Annotated in this window: 14 protein-coding genes and 1 pseudogene; 6 read left to right on the top strand and 9 right to left on the bottom strand. The window is 47.5% G+C overall.

What is annotated here, in order from left to right; translation table 11 throughout:
- Nucleotides 1-218: 218 nt before the first annotated feature.
- From O3C43_17300 to O3C43_17260, 9 genes and pseudogenes are all read right to left on the bottom strand, one after another.
- Nucleotides 219-611 carry a cytidine deaminase gene (locus O3C43_17300; GenBank protein ID MDA1068247.1) on the bottom strand — a complete coding sequence of 131 codons (393 nt, stop codon included), beginning with the start codon at nucleotides 609-611 and terminating at the stop codon, nucleotides 219-221.
- Nucleotides 612-631: 20 nt separating this feature from the next.
- The gene (gene deoD, locus O3C43_17295; GenBank protein MDA1068246.1) at nucleotides 632-1,342 is read right to left on the bottom strand and encodes a purine-nucleoside phosphorylase; all 711 of its coding nucleotides are present in this window, start codon (nucleotides 1,340-1,342) and stop codon (nucleotides 632-634) included.
- Between the two features lie 118 nt (nucleotides 1,343-1,460).
- Complete coding sequence (locus O3C43_17290) at nucleotides 1,461-2,378, bottom strand: hypothetical protein (GenBank protein ID MDA1068245.1); 918 nt, start codon at nucleotides 2,376-2,378, stop codon at nucleotides 1,461-1,463.
- 61 nt (nucleotides 2,379-2,439) lie between these two features.
- Nucleotides 2,440-2,739 (bottom strand): type II toxin-antitoxin system RelE/ParE family toxin, encoded by a 300-nt coding sequence (locus O3C43_17285; GenBank protein ID MDA1068244.1) that lies wholly within the window; start codon nucleotides 2,737-2,739, stop codon nucleotides 2,440-2,442.
- On the bottom strand, nucleotides 2,724-2,909 hold the full coding sequence (locus tag O3C43_17280) for a hypothetical protein (protein ID MDA1068243.1): 186 nt from the start codon (nucleotides 2,907-2,909) through the stop codon (nucleotides 2,724-2,726). The genes O3C43_17285 and O3C43_17280 overlap by 16 nt, the downstream gene beginning before the upstream one ends.
- A 591-nt stretch (nucleotides 2,910-3,500) precedes the next feature.
- Nucleotides 3,501-3,707, bottom strand: a pseudogene (locus tag O3C43_17275) (phosphopentomutase).
- Nucleotides 3,704-5,059, bottom strand: coding sequence for a thymidine phosphorylase (gene deoA / locus O3C43_17270; GenBank protein ID MDA1068242.1), 1,356 nt, complete (start codon nucleotides 5,057-5,059; stop codon nucleotides 3,704-3,706). The pseudogene O3C43_17275 and the gene deoA overlap by 4 nt, the downstream one beginning before the upstream one ends.
- 180 nt (nucleotides 5,060-5,239) lie before the next feature.
- Entirely contained in the window at nucleotides 5,240-6,478 is a 1,239-nt protein-coding gene (locus tag O3C43_17265) for a NupC/NupG family nucleoside CNT transporter (protein MDA1068241.1), read from the bottom strand.
- A 403-nt stretch (nucleotides 6,479-6,881) separates the two neighbouring features.
- Nucleotides 6,882-7,427: a hypothetical protein gene (locus tag O3C43_17260; GenBank protein ID MDA1068240.1), complete on the bottom strand. Its 546-nt coding sequence runs from the start codon at nucleotides 7,425-7,427 to the stop codon at nucleotides 6,882-6,884.
- 250 nt (nucleotides 7,428-7,677) lie between these two features.
- Here O3C43_17260 and O3C43_17255 point away from each other — a divergent pair, with 250 nt between their 5' ends.
- The 6 genes from O3C43_17255 to O3C43_17230 all read left to right on the top strand — a co-directional run bounded on the left by O3C43_17255 (nucleotide 7,678) and on the right by O3C43_17230 (nucleotide 15,381).
- Nucleotides 7,678-9,693, top strand: coding sequence for a sulfatase-like hydrolase/transferase (locus tag O3C43_17255; protein MDA1068239.1), 2,016 nt, complete (start codon nucleotides 7,678-7,680; stop codon nucleotides 9,691-9,693).
- Nucleotides 9,694-9,761: 68 nt separating this feature from the next.
- Nucleotides 9,762-10,175 (top strand): RidA family protein, encoded by a 414-nt coding sequence (locus O3C43_17250; GenBank protein ID MDA1068238.1) that lies wholly within the window; start codon nucleotides 9,762-9,764, stop codon nucleotides 10,173-10,175.
- Between the two features lie 64 nt (nucleotides 10,176-10,239).
- Nucleotides 10,240-11,820, top strand: a complete 1,581-nt coding sequence (locus tag O3C43_17245; protein MDA1068237.1) for a sulfatase-like hydrolase/transferase — start codon at nucleotides 10,240-10,242, stop codon at nucleotides 11,818-11,820.
- A gap of 143 nt (nucleotides 11,821-11,963) precedes the next feature.
- Nucleotides 11,964-13,565, top strand: coding sequence for an arylsulfatase (locus tag O3C43_17240; protein ID MDA1068236.1), 1,602 nt, complete (start codon nucleotides 11,964-11,966; stop codon nucleotides 13,563-13,565).
- A gap of 95 nt (nucleotides 13,566-13,660) precedes the next feature.
- The gene (locus tag O3C43_17235; protein MDA1068235.1) at nucleotides 13,661-14,548 is read left to right on the top strand and encodes a DUF4159 domain-containing protein; all 888 of its coding nucleotides are present in this window, start codon (nucleotides 13,661-13,663) and stop codon (nucleotides 14,546-14,548) included.
- A gap of 119 nt (nucleotides 14,549-14,667) precedes the next feature.
- A complete protein-coding gene (locus O3C43_17230) occupies nucleotides 14,668-15,381 on the top strand; it encodes a sulfite exporter TauE/SafE family protein (GenBank protein ID MDA1068234.1) in 714 nt (237 codons plus the stop codon).
- Nucleotides 15,382-15,604 lie beyond the last annotated feature (223 nt).

The raw sequence follows: 15,604 nt of genomic DNA, 5'->3' as shown, positions 1-15,604 counted from the left end.
GACTCATTGTTCTCATTTTATGCATTGTTTAGCACAACATGTCTCCCATTTTTCGGGGCAGGCTCAATCAGTAAGGTAGTCAGTCTTTTTGAGATGGTTTTCATAACAAGGCAGGAAATGTAAAGAAATGCCAGAATCGAAATGGTTCCGTCTATTCCTATGCTTCAACGGCAATTCAATCTCGTGATGAAACGCCTGGGCAAAGGAATAAGGAGATTTTAATCTTTTTTAAATTCTGGACCAAAGGCGTTGGGAAGCAAATCTCTCAACGAGGTTTCGCCGGTTAAATTCCCTTCAAAATCTCCAAGAACAAGCTTCAAATCAGGAGCAAATTCGTTCAATACCTGCCGACACGCGCCACAGGGGTAAACGCCACCCACAGAACTTATAGCCATCATTTCAAAATCACGTTCGCCTTCTGATATGGCTTTAACCACCGCGGTTCTTTCAGCGCAATTGGCCAATCCATAAGAGGCATTCTCAACATTGCAGCCAGTGTATACTTTCCCTGATTTGGTGAGGAGAGCTGCCCCTACACGAAAGTTTGAATACGGTGAGTAGGCATGTTTCGCGGCTTCAGTCGCAACGGATATTAGTTCCAATGGATCCATAACAATAAGCAACTCCTGGCCTAATCCAAAAGTAGTGACTCCAGTGTCAACTTCATCATATCGGTAAATGTCGTTTGCCGTTCTTCTGAAGAGATTTTTTCTCCCGTCCGGATTTGATCCGACACGGTGCACACCGCTAGAGCAGAGGTTCCACACTCCGCGGCAACTCCGTAAAGTCCGGCCGCTTCCATCTCGACACCGTATATCCGCATAGCCTCCATGCGATCAAACAATTCGGGGATAGGAGTATAAAAAAGATCGGCTGAAAAGAGATTACCCACCCAGGGAGTAATCCCTAATGCCTCCGCAGCTGTAACCGCGTTTTTCAATAGTTTATAATCCGCGATCGCCGCAAAATCAAAACCCATGAACCGCGCACGATTCACACCCGAGTCAGTGCAGGCGCCCATCCCGATGATGATGTCGCGCACTTTAACTTTCGTGTCGACGGCACCACAACTACCCACGCGAATTAAGTTTTGCACTCCATACTCCGTATAAAGCTCTTTCGCATAAATCGAAATGGAAGGAATTCCCATTCCGCTACCCATCACCGAAACCTGCTTACCCTTATAACTGCCGGTGTAACCAAACATATTCCGAACCCGATTCACTTCTTTCAAATCGTCCAGAAATGTCTCGGCAATAAATTTGGCCCGCAACGGATCACCCGGCATTAATACGGTTTCGGCGAAATCGCCCGCTTTAGCTTCAATGTGTGGAGTCGGAATAGACATGATAATTTATAAAGTGGGTTGCGTTAAAACAAGAAAGCACCGTGCCTGGTTCAGGTCGAAACATTTTGGAAACAAATCTGGCAAATGTTTCCAATCGTCAAACCCAGGTATGTTAGCTTCCACGTTTTGCTTTATACCTTAGTCCCAGAATTAATATTCCCAGCATCGTAAATGCTGCTCCAGCAATAAGGATTATATTCCGCTTCTTTGTCTCTGAAGCGATAAAATCAGCGAATGAAAGGACCGATTGATCCCCTGCTGTTATTGAGAGGATAACATTATTTTTCCCGCTGGATTTATACCGAATCTTGATAGTCGTTCCCGATGTGAGTTGAGAAGAATATTTGTCGAGATTTACTCTTTCCGGCTCTCGGAGGAAGAAGCGCTCACCAGATTGCAGACTCAACCAGAGCTCAAAGTAATCCGAGGATCCTTCTTCGAATCTTAGAACTTCATTTTTTGCAAGGAGCCCTTCTGATGCGAGGTAGTCTTCTTCCTTGGCATTGGGTCCTTCAAGTAGGGTGAATGCCATCACAACTGAAATTATTGAAATGCCAAAAGATCCAAGTGCGTTCTTTTGATACTTATCCCAAACACGTTTTGGTTTCTTGGGGTTGCGCCATTGCCTAAACCTTTCATCAATTATTTTAGCAATGAGATCATAGTTTTCCCAAGTATCTTCGACGTCGTATAGATTGTCTGCGAGCTGACCAAGCGACTCTGAATAATCTGAATTATAGAGGTTGGATTCGTAATAATGCTCAGCAAAACGGTTGCCTTCCTCGCTTAAGTCTTCATCCCCAAATTTTTCATCACACTCCTTGAACAAAAATTCGGTGCCCGTCATAGTTCGGTTTCGAACAGCCTCCAACGAGACCACGGATTCTTCTTTATGAAACTGTCCCTCGAGTCCGCTTATAATACACCAAGCTAAAAACATCCCGATGCGCGTACCTCCTCGTTCAGGTGGCGCATCCATAGGAAAATCTTCGCCATCATAATGCCAGTCTGCTCTGTCGTAGGATCCCATCGTTTGTTTAGGTAATGTGAAGGTTGTTCTTGGAAAAACTTCTCGGAATTGAGATGTTCGGCTAGTCGATTTTAGGCTCTCCTCGGGCCGCATGCCAAACACGGATAACATAAACTAATTTCTCATCATCCAAGATTTCATAAATGATCCGGTAGGGGGAATATATCAGTTCTCTCAGGGCTTCAATATTCAGTTCTGGAATTTTTCTTCCACTCCATGGCTGTTGGGAAGCCTGCTCAACATGATCTACAAGTCCGAGACCAAATCGTTCCGCCGAAACAGGATCGTCTGCGGCGATGAAACTCACCAGTTGCTTCAGATCCTCTTGGGCAGATTCGGTCCAAACTATTTGGTAATCCATTCCTTCAGGTTTTCTTTAACTTCCTGATGAGGGATTACTTTCCCTTCCCTTACCTCCTGCCGACCGCGTTCGATAGCAGCGAGGAACTGAATCCGCTCTTCAATCTCTTCCCAGGATACACTATCCGGTAGATTCCGGATCGTTTCCAAAGCTAATTCTTTTGTGCTCATATCTCCAAAATGTCATATAAGCTCGATCAAGCAATCCATTCTTTCGCTGAACACTAAGGTCTGGAAACCGGTTTGTCCGGGTTTCCTGAAGCGTCTTGTTGAACTAAGCCGCTACGCGAAGGGGAAGGAAGGGGTCAAGAAGGGAAGGGGGGGTCCAATACCTTTGTTATCAGGTTTTTACGTAATTGTTCAATCTTGTTAAATCGGCCACTTGTTATTGCAAGAGTATTGGATTGACCCTTTTTTCCGTGTTCTTTTTTCCGTTGCCTTGTCGCACCGAGGCGATGAAGGAAGCCTATAGGGTCGATGTTCATATTTCAAAAGGAAGCCTATAGGGTCGATGTTCAAAGGAAGCCTATAGAAGGAAGCCTATAGGGTCGATGTTCATATTTCATATTCATAAAATTTTGCCCTACCTCTCAATAGAAAAGTGGATGAAGTTATACAAATAAATCACATCACTCTACCAAGAACAATCTTAGAAAATTAACGGGAATGGGAGAAGAAGTATTCGGAGAGAGCATAAATATGAAATATGAACATTGACCCTTTTCGCGCCTGACCCTTTTCGCGCCTTCGACCCTTTTCGCGCCTTCCGAGGCCCAGTTGATTTAAATGTGGAAATTGGATGGGTCCGCTCCGTTCGCTACTATCAGCCTCTCCCCGGGCAAATGCCTGAGCGATATGCCCAAAGGTATTGGACCCTACATCGTTGTATCCTTCACCACCAAATTGGTCGGCATCGGCTGAAGCACCAATGCCAAACGAATCCATAATGATAAGAATAACGCGTTTCATTGGATTCTTGTTTGAGGACAAATTCTTTCGTAAATTTCTACTACTTCACCCTCTTGTTTATCACCCACTCGGATCGCATTCTTGATCGCCACTTTCGCCATTTCGAAGTCCGCTTCGGATGAGGCATGGATCATGGCCAGCGGGACCTCCTTATTAACACGAGATCCAATACTTGGGATCTGGTCGAGACCTACACTATGGTCGATGGCATCGGCAGCCTTGGTACGGCCACCACCCATAGCCACAACCAACATGCCAATGCCTCGCGTATCCATGCCGATGACTACTCCACTGGTATCAGCATATACAGGACGCACGACTTTCGCTTCTGGCAAGTAGGTGGAAGACCGTTCAACAAAATCGGAAGGTCCGCCCAAGGCACTCGCCATCTTGCCAAATAGTTCAGCGGCTAGACCCGAGTTGATATGTCCATCCATACGTTCAAATGCGTCTTTCTTCGAAGCAACCAGTCCGCAGGTTTCCAATACTTCTGCGCAGAGAGAAAATACGACGGTTTCAAGGCGAGGATTCCGGTGCTCGTTTTTTAAGAATGAAAGCGTTTCCCTCACTTCGACGGCGTTACCTGCACTCGACGCCAGGCATTGATTCATATCCGTCAGCAAGGCAGTCGTAGGAGTACCAGCTCCTGTCGCCACATCGGCTATACTTTGGGCCAGTTCCCTGGATGCCTCATAGCTTGGCATAAAAGCTCCCTGTCCTACTTTTACGTCCATCACCAGAGCATCGAGACCAGCGGCTAATTTTTTGGAAAGAATGGATGCGGTTATAAGGTCGATCGACTCAACCGTTCCGGTTACATCGCGGGTTGCATAAAAACGTTTGTCCGCAGGGGCCAGATTTCCGGTCTGGCCTATGATGGCAACTCCCACGTCGCGCACCGTGCTCCGAAATAATTCATTATCCGGGAAAGGATTATAGTTGGGGATGGATTCCAGCTTGTCCAAGGTGCCTCCCGTATGGCCCAGACCACGTCCGGAAATCATCGGCACATATGCGCCGCATGCGGCCAGGAGTGGACCCAAGATGAGGGACACCAAATCTCCAACTCCGCCTGTGGAATGTTTATCGATGATCGGCCCGTTTAGGTTCAGTGCATCCCAGGAAAGTACATCTCCCGAATCGCGCATCGCCAACGTCAGCGCGATTCGCTCGTCCATCGTAAGCCCCTGAAAAAAGACCGCCATTGCGAAAGCGGCGATCTGACCTTCTGTAATGGAATTGTCTCCTATACCGCTGGCAAAAAAATTAATTTCGGCCCAGGTCAGTGAATGGCCATCGCGCTTCTTTCGAATGATTTCTTGAGGAAGGTAGTTCATATCATCAGCAAACATTTTAGTTTAGGCATTCTTTTCACGGAACACATAGGTTTGTCAAAATGTAGGAGTTGCTTTATCCGCGATTTTTCAGCTATCCGATTTCGCAGGTAAAGCAGCTCCTACACAAGCGTTGAAAGACCTATGGAAACGACAGATTCTCCTGAAAGCACGTGGGATTTTTTCTGAAATTTCATTTCACGAAAACGCGATAAAGAATCCAGCAATGGCAGCACTCAAAAAGTTGGACAATGAACCTGCCAGGATAGCTTTCAATCCGAGGTTGGCAATTTCTTGTCGACGGCTTGGAGCCATAACACCAATTCCTCCAAGAAGTATAGCAATTGAAGAGAGGTTGGCGAAACCGCAAAGCGCGAAGGTCACGATGACCTTGGTGCGAGGTAACAAAGTTTCCTGAACCTGGACAAAATCTCCGTAGGCAACGAATTCATTTAAAATGATTTTTTGGCCTATAAAACTTCCGGCATGGAAGGCTTCCGGCCAAGGAACACCAATAACCCAGGCGAGCGGTGCGAAAACGGTTCCCAGGATTATTTGCAAGGTCAGGTCCGGGTAACCAAACCAATTGGCAACTCCACCAACCATACCATTTACCAAGGCAATCAGTGCGATGAAGGCCAGAAGCATAGCCCCCACGTTGGCCGCCAACTTGAGTCCACTTGAAGCGCCAGTTGCAGCGGCATCAAACACATTGGCAGGAAGATCTTCAGAGACAGACGGGAGTACCGCATCATTCGGTGTTTCCGTTTCGGGGATCAGGAGTTTAGCGAACAGGAGTCCACCCGGTGCTGCCATAAAGCAGGCAGCAATAAGGTATTTCAATTCCACACCCATGTTGGCAAAACCAGCTAGAACCGATCCAGCTATGGAAGCCACACCACCGCACATAATTGCAAAAAGTTCCGAGCGAGTCATATTCGCGATGTAAGGACGAACGACCAAAGGTGCCTCTGTTTGGCCAACAAAAATATTGGCTGCTGCAGACATGCTTTCAGCTCGACTTGTCCCCAACATCTTTTGAAGTGCTCCGCCAAGAATCTTTATCACAATCTGCATGATTTTCAGGTGGTAAAGTACCGCGATCAGGGATGAAAAGAAAATGATGACAGGAAGAACCCGGAATGCGAAAATAAACCCTAATCCGCCAAAAAGCTCGAACATTTTATCGCTGACCAAACCGCCCAAAAGAAAGTCCAAACCATCCTGAGAATAGTTGATCACCTGCTGAACCCCGAATGCGATCGCCTCCAATGCCTGCTTGCCCTTATCCCAGAAAAGCACCACACCGCCGATGCAAAACTGGAGTCCAAAAGCCACACTTACGGTTCGAAGTTTTATTGCTTTGCGATTACTGGAAAAAAGAAGAGCGATTCCGATGAGAACCACCATGCCAAGCAGACTTATTAAAGCGTTCATGAATGAATATGCGAAATAATCGATTTGTGTATGTGAATGATGAAGCCGTGTTTGAAACACGTGGGGTAGTTCACCACAGCCGCCTTCTTATAACGAACAGGGGGCTAGCTGTTTCAAGACAAATCTAGGAAGATGCCAACCGAAGGAGCGCAAACTTTTATACGAAGACCCATTACATTCACGAATCCGATTATTGCCGTATAAGTAGACAAATAGGTAGGGCGAGAGCGTCCTCGCTCCGCCACCGATCACCCAGGCAATACACGGCATTGCGAGGACGCAATTGCCCTACCCACTTTTATTTCAAGAGTTTGTATTCAATTATTGAATGCTTGAGACAAAATGAAAAGGCCTGCGAAGCTCCTCTCTTCACAGGCCTCCTTCACTTGACTGTAGGTTTTAGCTACTTTCTAGCAAAAAGTGTTTTATTGAGTTCCTCGACAACCTTAGCTGCCGCTTCGGTGTAAATCTTATCCAGATCCCGATCAATTGAACTTAAAGACAGAATGGGACTCGGGACATGCCGAACCTGGACAACACCGAAATCAGATTCCTTCTCGCCTGCTTTCAGATTGGCCCACAGACGGAGCTCAATCTCAATGGAATTACTCGATTTGAGACCCAAATAGGTAATTCGTAGGACCTTTGCTCCTTCCGGAGCATTAATCGGGAACCGTGATACCTCGATATCTACCGACCAATCCTGTTTCTCAAAGGCATCCTTGAAATTGCTTTTAAAGTAATGAAAGCGGTCCAGCTCATTGTCCATCGAGTCGAATCCGCGAACATGGAAATCGTTATGATTTTCTCGATATTCCACATAGAGGATTTCACGCGAGGCTTCCGCTGGTGTTTCTTCTTTATCCGCATGATTCGCTGCATTTGCTGACGCAAATAGCCAAGCGCATGCCAAGGTGGAAATTAGAAATGAGTTAATTTTGGTTTTCATCGTATGGATAGCTAAGAATGTTTAAACGCATTCGGACCGTAAAAAAGCCATTGGTTTTGGCCGTTGATCATTGTAGAAACTGATACGATTACCTGGGTTACATGGATTCACAAATCATGCGGATTATTTTGATTTCAAAAAAGTAGTTCCTCCCCCTATCCAGGGAATTCTTTGAAATTTCCATCTTATTTCATTGGCCTCGGTGAGGAAGCGATATCTTATCAGCTCATCTATCTTTAGAAATTTCCCGATGACACGTATCAACACTCGAATCCTCGCAACAGTCGCCATTTTGTTAGGTCTTTTTTGCACAAGCAACGGGCAGGCGGAAATAAACAAACCGAACATCATTTTTGTATTGGTCGATGATTTAGGGTGGGGCGATCTGGGTGTATTTTACCAGAACTCAAGGGATCAAAACCGCAAACATGCCACGCCGATGCTTGATAAGTTTGCCGCTGAAGGCATGCAACTCAGACAACATTATTGCCCAGCTCCGGTTTGTGCGCCTTCAAGGGCGTCACTACTATCCGGCCGACATCAGGGACACGAACCGATTCGTGACAATCAATTCGACAAAGACCTCGCCGACTCCCACACCCTCGGGACGGTTCTAAAAACCGCAGGCTATCGAACTGCCATGGTCGGTAAATACGGACTACCCGGAGGTGACAGGGAAAAATATGATTTAGATGAGTGGATCGCCTATCCCACCGAGCGAGGGTTTGATGAGTTTTTTGGTTATGTAAAACACCGGGATGGGCACGCCCAATACCCGGCACATGCCTATGAACGCGGAGATTCCGATTTGCACCGCACACCCAAGCCGGTTTTTCATAACCGGCAAAAACTTCTCGACGAACTAAAGGGTTGTTATACCACAGATCTCTTTACTGCTTTTGCTAAAAACTGGATCGTTGAGCACCGTGAAAACAACCCGATTCAACCCTTCTTTCTTTACCTCGCTCACAGCACACCTCACGCAGCCTTGCATACACCCTCTACCGCCTACCCCGAAGGCGGCGGCTTGAAAGGAGGCATCCAGTGGATCGGTAAACCCGGCCATATGATCAACACCGCCGGCGAACCTATCGATTCCTGGATACACCCGGATTACGCAGACCAAATGTGGACAGAAGTTGAAAAACGTTTTGCGACAATGGTCCGACGGATCGACTCAAGCATTGCTGATCTGGTTCAGACGCTCAAGGACCTGAACATCGACCGTGAGACGATAGTTATCTTTTCAAGCGATAACGGGCCTCACGAAGAAAGTTATCTCGAAGGGCTGGAATACGCGCCAAACTCCTTTGGGTCATACGGACCTTTTCAAGGAATAAAACGAGACGTATCGGAAGGCGGAATACGCATGCCCACACTCGTTCGCTGGCCGGGGCAGGTCCCGTCGGGAGCGATAAACCAAACACCTTCCCAGTTCCACGACTGGCTTCCGACCCTGGCCAATATTTCAGGTCTTCCAGCCCCGGCCATTTCAGATGGAGTTTCTCTTCTCCCTTTTTTAACCGGACAAGGAACCGTTCAGGAAAGCACCATCTACGTAGAGTATTTCAACAGCCAGGACACGCCGTCCTATCCGGAGTTTTCTCCTCATTACCGGAACAGACCTCGCAAGCAGCAACAGGTAGTTTTCATAGATGGATTCAAAGGCATAAGGGTAGACATTAAAAGCCATGAAGACCAGTTCGAGATCTACGACCTGAGTAAAGACCCACGGGAAATTCATAACCTCGCGAACACAAACGACTACTTCGAATCCCTGGGTCAACGGATGAAAGATCGCGTACTTCAAATCCGAAGATCCAATGAAAGTGCGCCTCGCCCTTACGATGACGCGATGGTCCCTGGAATCGCAGTGGGCAACTTTGACGACCAGGTCAAGTGGAGCGTTTATGAAGGCAGCTTTCCATGGGTCCCACAGACAGTGGATCTCAAACCATCGAAGACAGGAACTTCCACGAAAGTAGACCTGGGTGTACGGACCCGGGACAAGGACATCGCCGTTGAATTTACGGGCTACCTGAAAATCAATGAATCAGGAGAATACACCATCACTGTTGACTCCGATTCAGGTGCGATATTCCGCCTTCACGATGCGGTGGTGGTAGACAATGAATCGGTCATAAACGGAATACGGGAAACAAGCGGGAAGATTCTCCTGGAGAAAGGCGTTCATCCCTACACCTTGAGGTATAGCCGAAAATCGGGCGGTAAGCCTGCCCTGAATTTTTCCTATGAGAAACAATAGAGAAATCGGACAAACAGTTTCCTGCACCAGTCTTTGACATTAGAGTATCCTAAATATAAACCAGCTACATGAATCGTAAATCTATAAATCCTTGGGATTGGGGCCTGCAATTCAGCATGAACCAGGCAGAAATTGTAACCAACATTTCGCGCCATCTAATCTGCTCAGGCCAAGTCTCGCTAAGACCGGATCCGCAATCGGAAATGGGCGTATCTGTAGTAGCTCCGAATGACATTCGAGGACAGATGGAATTCGCACTGGCAAACGTGGAGGCCGTTCTCAACAAGGCTAACATGGATCGAAAGAACATCCTGAGTCTCCGTTTCTTTACGACGGACATTGATGGATTTCTTGCAAATTATGACGTGTATTCCATGTGGATTTCAGACGCAGGAATTCGACCTCCTCAATCGTTGTTGGGCGTGGAACGTCTTATCCTTCCTGAATTGGTTATTGAAATTGAGGTGACTGCTGGTGATTAGTAGAACCAGTTATTCGCAAGAGCACTTTACCCATTATTTCTTGTGAGAATGCATTAATCTACAAATGAAATTCCTAAATATTCCCCTGATTCTAAGTATTTCAATTCTGACATGGAGTTGTAAACCGGCTGAAAAAGCAGTCGATCGAGACGAGAGCCCATCCCGCCCCAATATCATCTTTCTCCTGACCGATGACCAGCGCGACAATACCTTTGGAGCGATGGGGCATCCATTTGTCATAACACCCAATTTCGATCGGCTCCTTAGCGAGTCTGTCCGGTTCAGCAATACCTACACTGCCGAGCCGGTTTGCTCACCGAGTCGCGTATCGATACTTACCGGGATGCATGAGCGTGTCCATGGAGTCGGCTTTACTTCTTCCTATCAGTTGACCGAAGAGCAGTGGGAGCGATCCTATCCTGCCCTCTTACGCAAAGCCGGCTACTACACAGGTTTTGTTGGGAAAATCGGTATCGAATATTACACATTTAAAGGGCAGGCGGCCGAGAAGTTTGACTACTGGTGGGGTCACGATGGCTGGACCAAGTTTCTACCGAAGAATTACGACAGTCCAAGTACGACACCCTACCACCATGCAAAAGAGGATATCATCACTCCTATCATGGGGGAAGCTTTGGGAGCATTTCTCGATAGCCTTCCAGAAGAAAACCCCTTTTGCCTGTCGGTCAGTTTTAATGTGCCGCATGGTTCCCAGACGACCAGCATGTACGAAGGTTATGAAGATTGGAGAATGATGGCCCGACCTGCGAATGAGAATCCAGCCCTTCAGGGGACACTCATCTATGACAAGCTGTATCGCGATATCGACATCCAGATTCCGGAAGAAACAGAAACCGACCCCTACCGCTTTATTCCAAAATTCATCATGGATCAGGATGCTGGCCGTAGAACCAGCACCTACCAATACAACTATACTCGCGCCCGGAACCTGGAACACCATGTCCGATACTACCAAACTATAACGGGTCTGGATCACATCATGGGCGAGTTTTTAAACGACCTCGAAAGACGTGGATTAATGGACAACACCGTGATTGTTTACGGAAGCGACCACGGCCTGCTCATGGGGGAATATGGAATGGGTGGTAAGTCGCTGCTGTATGATCTAACCTCAAAGATCCCTTGCTTTGTGTATGATTCCAGGCTGCCCAAGTCGAAACGTGGCCGGCAAGTCGAAAAACTGGTTTCGAGTCTCGACTTTACAAAGACCATCCTGGATTACGCTGGGGTGGAAGCCCTTGAATTCATGGACGGCCAAAGCCTGCGTCCTCTTGTCCACGACGAAGAAGTACCGTGGAGAGATGAACTCTTTCTAGAGATCCTTTACACCGGACGAGACAACCCATTCCAGGAAGGAATTCGGATCGGCAACTGGAAATACATCCGCATGTTTGACGGCGTTAATAAGTATAAGGAGTCGGACGTCGATTTTGCAGATCGGAAACCGGAGTTCGAAATGCTGTTCGACCTGGCCACTGACCCAGGTGAAATGAACAACCTCATTAAGGACATGGGGGACACAAAACTGCTCGAAACCTTTCGCCAAAAAACAGCTGCCTATTCCATTTCTCTGAATGAAACGCGTGAAAAATATAAAGCGGTTGTCGAGACTCAGAGCAGGTAAAGCTACCGCAAATCATACCCTTATTCTTAAACGCAGATAGACACGAATAATCTTTCTACGCAATTTATCCATAAACTGAATCCGTGTTCATCTGCGTTTATCTGTGGTTGTTTTTCCTTTTACCAAAACCTAAAACTACCTGAATGAATAAATTCTTTCTCCTTTTCAGTCTTTGCTTCCTCATCTTTACCTTCGGTTACTCCGCTCAGAACGAATCTTTAGTCAAACAAGGCCCACCTAATATCGTTTTGGTGATCGCAGACGATATGGGCTATTCGGATCTTGGATGTTACGGTGGAGAAATTGAAACACCGAACCTCGATAAATTGGCAAGCAACGGCGTACGTTTCACAAACTACTACGTGCACAATATGTGTTGGCCCACACGTGCCAGTTTGTTGACCAGCCTTTATCCCAACACTGCTTTACAAACCGGAGGAGCGGACGGAGGCCTGCGGGCAAACGCACTTCTTCTACCAGAAGCTTTAAAAGAAGCAGGCTACAAATCGTACATGACCGGCAAATGGCATTTGTCTGATCCGGGGCAACCTCATGGGCCAAGCGCACCCCACAAACGCGGATTTGATCGCTCCTACGCGACCTACTGGGGTACAACCGACTTTTTTGCACCGGCCGATCTCAACGAAAATGGCGAAGACCGGACAAACGAATGGAAAAACAACCCCGACTATTACCAAACGGATTCTATCACCGATTACTCCCTGAAATTTCTCAAAGAACACGACAAGGATACTCCCTTCTTTTTATACGTCGCTTACAATGCGGCCCACTGGCCCTTGCATGCAAAACCCGAAGACATCGAGCACTACAAAGGACGTTTCTCAGCGGGCTGGGATAAGTTGCGCGAAACGCGCCACGCGCGGATGAAAGAACTGGGAGTAGTAAATCCGTCCTGGAAGCTCTCTCCCCGCAATGAGGAAGTTCCCGCCTGGGAAGACGAAGAACACAAGGCGTGGCAGGAAAGACGCATGGAAGTATATGCGGCACAGATCACCTGCATGGATCGCAACATTGGTCGCATTGTTCAGCAGTTGAAGGAATCCGGAGAATGGGAAAATACCATTATCATTTACCAACAGGACAATGGCGGTTGCCACGTAGAATACACACCGGATCGCACGGGTTCCTGGACAAAACCGTTTACTACTGACGGACTCAATAGACCCATCAGACCTGGAAACTTACCACACATCATGCCTGGCGACCAGTCCACTTGGCAATCTTATGGCTACGGATGGGCCAATGTTTCCAACACACCTTTCCGCCTTTACAAACAACACGATCATGAGGGTGGTACCCGTTCGCCCTTGATCATGTCCTGGCCAAATGGTTTGGGCGAAAACCTGGCTGGTGGAATCAGTCACGAACTCACTCACGTCAACGATCTAATGCCTACCCTGCTCGATGCCGCCGGAGCCAACCCACACTCACGAGTTGGCCTCCTTCCTTTTGAAGGAAAATCTTTCCTTTCAGTCCTGAACGGCGCTCCCGAAAACTGGCAGCCACAACAAGAACTCTTTTGGGAACATAGCAAAGGAAAAGCAGTGCGAGTCGGAGATTGGAAGCTGGTTTCTGAAAATAAAAAACCATGGGAGCTTTACAACATCACTGAAGACGGCACCGAACTAAACAACCTCGCGGCGGCTATGCCAAACAAAGTTGCAGAGCTGGAGAAAAAACATAGCGATTGGAACAAACGGACCAATCTCGGTAAAAAGAAATAATCAGAGCATCCGTTCGAGACCAACAACAATTGAGTAAGATTTCCAGTTGCACTTCTTAACCGGCTTCCTGACAATATAAAGGCAGGAGACCCAACATGCCCAAAGTTACCCTTTCCGTATTCATCCTTGCTTGCCTGGCTGCGAGCCTTGCCGTCGCACAATACGGTGGACGTGGTGAAGGGGATGACCGCAGGTCTCGCTACGAGAGATCAGACCAGGAGGATTATCGAGGTGGAGGTCGCAGTCGACCCAGGCCATTACGCAGCGAGTTTCCTGTCTGGGAAATTAAACCGGGATTTGAGCATGACGTTTTTACTTTCGTCCGGATTCAATATGATTCCTATGGCTCCTTTGGTTGGTGGAGTCGTTGGGATAATGATTTCCCCGACGGTGATTGGAACTTCTCGTTCCGACTCCAGGAAATGACCTCCCTCGAGGTTGCAATGGAGAGTAAGGTCATGCGATTTTCTGACCCCGAGCTGGTCAACCACCCGTTCTGTTATATGGCCGGAGTCGGAAAAATTGTCCTCGATGAAGAAGAACAAATCGGGATGAGAAACTACCTGCTCAATGGAGGTTTTGTGATGATGGATGACTTCTGGTCCCCGGAATCCATCGATAATGTCATGTTGGAAATGCGTGGCGTTTTCCCGGACCGTGAACCGATCGAACTGACCATCGATCATCCCATTTTCCATAACGTCTACGATTTGAAGAAGCTGCCGCAAGTCGTGGATATTCGTACCTGGCGCGAAGGCTATTTATATGAACACCGTCACGGAAGTTCCGGAGGTGACGAGGCTCCGCACTTCTGGGCTTATTTCGACGACCATGGTCGCATGATGGCCCTACTCTGCCACAACAACGACCTGGGCGACGGCTGGGAACGCGAAGGCGAAAACCACGATTACTTTTTGCGCTTCTCTGAAAAGATGTCCTACCCCATGGGCATCAATATTATAACCTATGCGTTGACGCATTAGTCTGATCTCAATCCATAAAAAGATCAACGAAGGCAGAGATTGCTGCTTCATTATCACCCTGAAAACCTCAACTTCAAAATAAGGGAACCCCGATAGAAACCTGGATCATTATCGCAACCTTGGCGTTTCTTGCAGCTGGCGTAATCAAAGGCACTCTTGGCGTCGGCCTGCCCATCGCGGCGGTTGGATTGATGACACAATTCATCGACCCAAGGCTGGCAATTTCCCTTGTGGTGTTTCCGATTATGTTCTCAAACATTTGGCAAATGTTTCGCGCCGGTGAAATTAAGAACACCGTGATCAAATACTGGATCTTTGCGTTCGTATTGGCCATATCCCTGCTGGTCACAACCTTCTACACAGCCCGGGTTGCTGCGGATGTCCTGGTCGCATTCGTCGGTGTCGTTATTATCCTTTTTTCGCTGATGAATCTCATCTCAACACCGCCATCGATACCTGAAAAAGTTGACCGACCAAGCCAACTTATAGGTGGTCTGATAGCCGGGGTTATGGGCGGTTTTACAGCTATCTGGTCACCCCCTATCGCAGCCTACCTGATCGCCAGAAATACGGATAAAGATGAATTTGTTCGCGCCACTGGATTTCTTTTTCTGATTGGCAGCATTCCGCTGTCCGTAGGTTTCTGGCAAAACGGATTGATGACCGGACCGGTTGCGATGGTGTCGGCGGGCATGATAATCCCAACCATCGCCGGATTTTCAATCGGCGAAATCATACGAAGAAAACTGAACCCTGATCGATTTAAGAAGCTGGTATTGATTTTCTTTTTGCTGATTGGCCTGAACCTTATTCGCAAAGCGATAGCTGGCTGAACCGTTAATCAAATCATTGGTGAAGTCGCGACATCCGAGAAGAAGCCCAACTCTGCGGGAACGCTGCGTTTAAGCTGATAGCCTGGCAGGCAGTTGACATCGGAGAGGGCGGTCGACATTGGCTGCGATTTCATTTACTTAAAAAAATGCTAATGGGCTTTAAAATAACAAAAAAAGATCTGTGAAAGCACTCATCTGCGTCAGAAGAGAGCCACAAGTGCTT

This window comes from Verrucomicrobiota bacterium (genome assembly GCA_027622555.1).
In the GTDB taxonomy this organism is placed as follows: Bacteria; Verrucomicrobiota; Verrucomicrobiia; order Opitutales; family UBA2995; genus UBA2995.
The sequence above is the reverse complement of the archived record's forward strand: the minus strand, read 5'-3'. Positions and strand labels throughout refer to the sequence as shown.

Excerpts from the sequence above, each read along its gene's own strand:
- O3C43_17290 (MDA1068245.1), bottom strand. The coding sequence starts at position 2,378 with ATGGGATCCTACGACAGAGCAGACTGGCATTATGATGGCGAAGATTTT.
- O3C43_17240 (MDA1068236.1), top strand. The coding sequence starts at position 11,964 with ATGAATAAATTCTTTCTCCTTTTCAGTCTTTGCTTCCTCATCTTTACC.
- deoA (MDA1068242.1), bottom strand. The coding sequence starts at position 5,059 with ATGTTTGCTGATGATATGAACTACCTTCCTCAAGAAATCATTCGAAAG.
- O3C43_17255 (MDA1068239.1), top strand. The coding sequence starts at position 7,678 with ATGACACGTATCAACACTCGAATCCTCGCAACAGTCGCCATTTTGTTA.
- O3C43_17280 (MDA1068243.1), bottom strand. The coding sequence starts at position 2,909 with ATGAGCACAAAAGAATTAGCTTTGGAAACGATCCGGAATCTACCGGAT.
- O3C43_17265 (MDA1068241.1), bottom strand. The coding sequence starts at position 6,478 with ATGAACGCTTTAATAAGTCTGCTTGGCATGGTGGTTCTCATCGGAATC.
- O3C43_17300 (MDA1068247.1), bottom strand. The coding sequence starts at position 611 with ATGGATCCATTGGAACTAATATCCGTTGCGACTGAAGCCGCGAAACAT.
- O3C43_17260 (MDA1068240.1), bottom strand. The coding sequence starts at position 7,427 with ATGAAAACCAAAATTAACTCATTTCTAATTTCCACCTTGGCATGCGCT.
- O3C43_17285 (MDA1068244.1), bottom strand. The coding sequence starts at position 2,739 with ATGGATTACCAAATAGTTTGGACCGAATCTGCCCAAGAGGATCTGAAG.
- O3C43_17245 (MDA1068237.1), top strand. The coding sequence starts at position 10,240 with ATGAAATTCCTAAATATTCCCCTGATTCTAAGTATTTCAATTCTGACA.
- O3C43_17250 (MDA1068238.1), top strand. The coding sequence starts at position 9,762 with ATGAATCGTAAATCTATAAATCCTTGGGATTGGGGCCTGCAATTCAGC.
- O3C43_17235 (MDA1068235.1), top strand. The coding sequence starts at position 13,661 with ATGCCCAAAGTTACCCTTTCCGTATTCATCCTTGCTTGCCTGGCTGCG.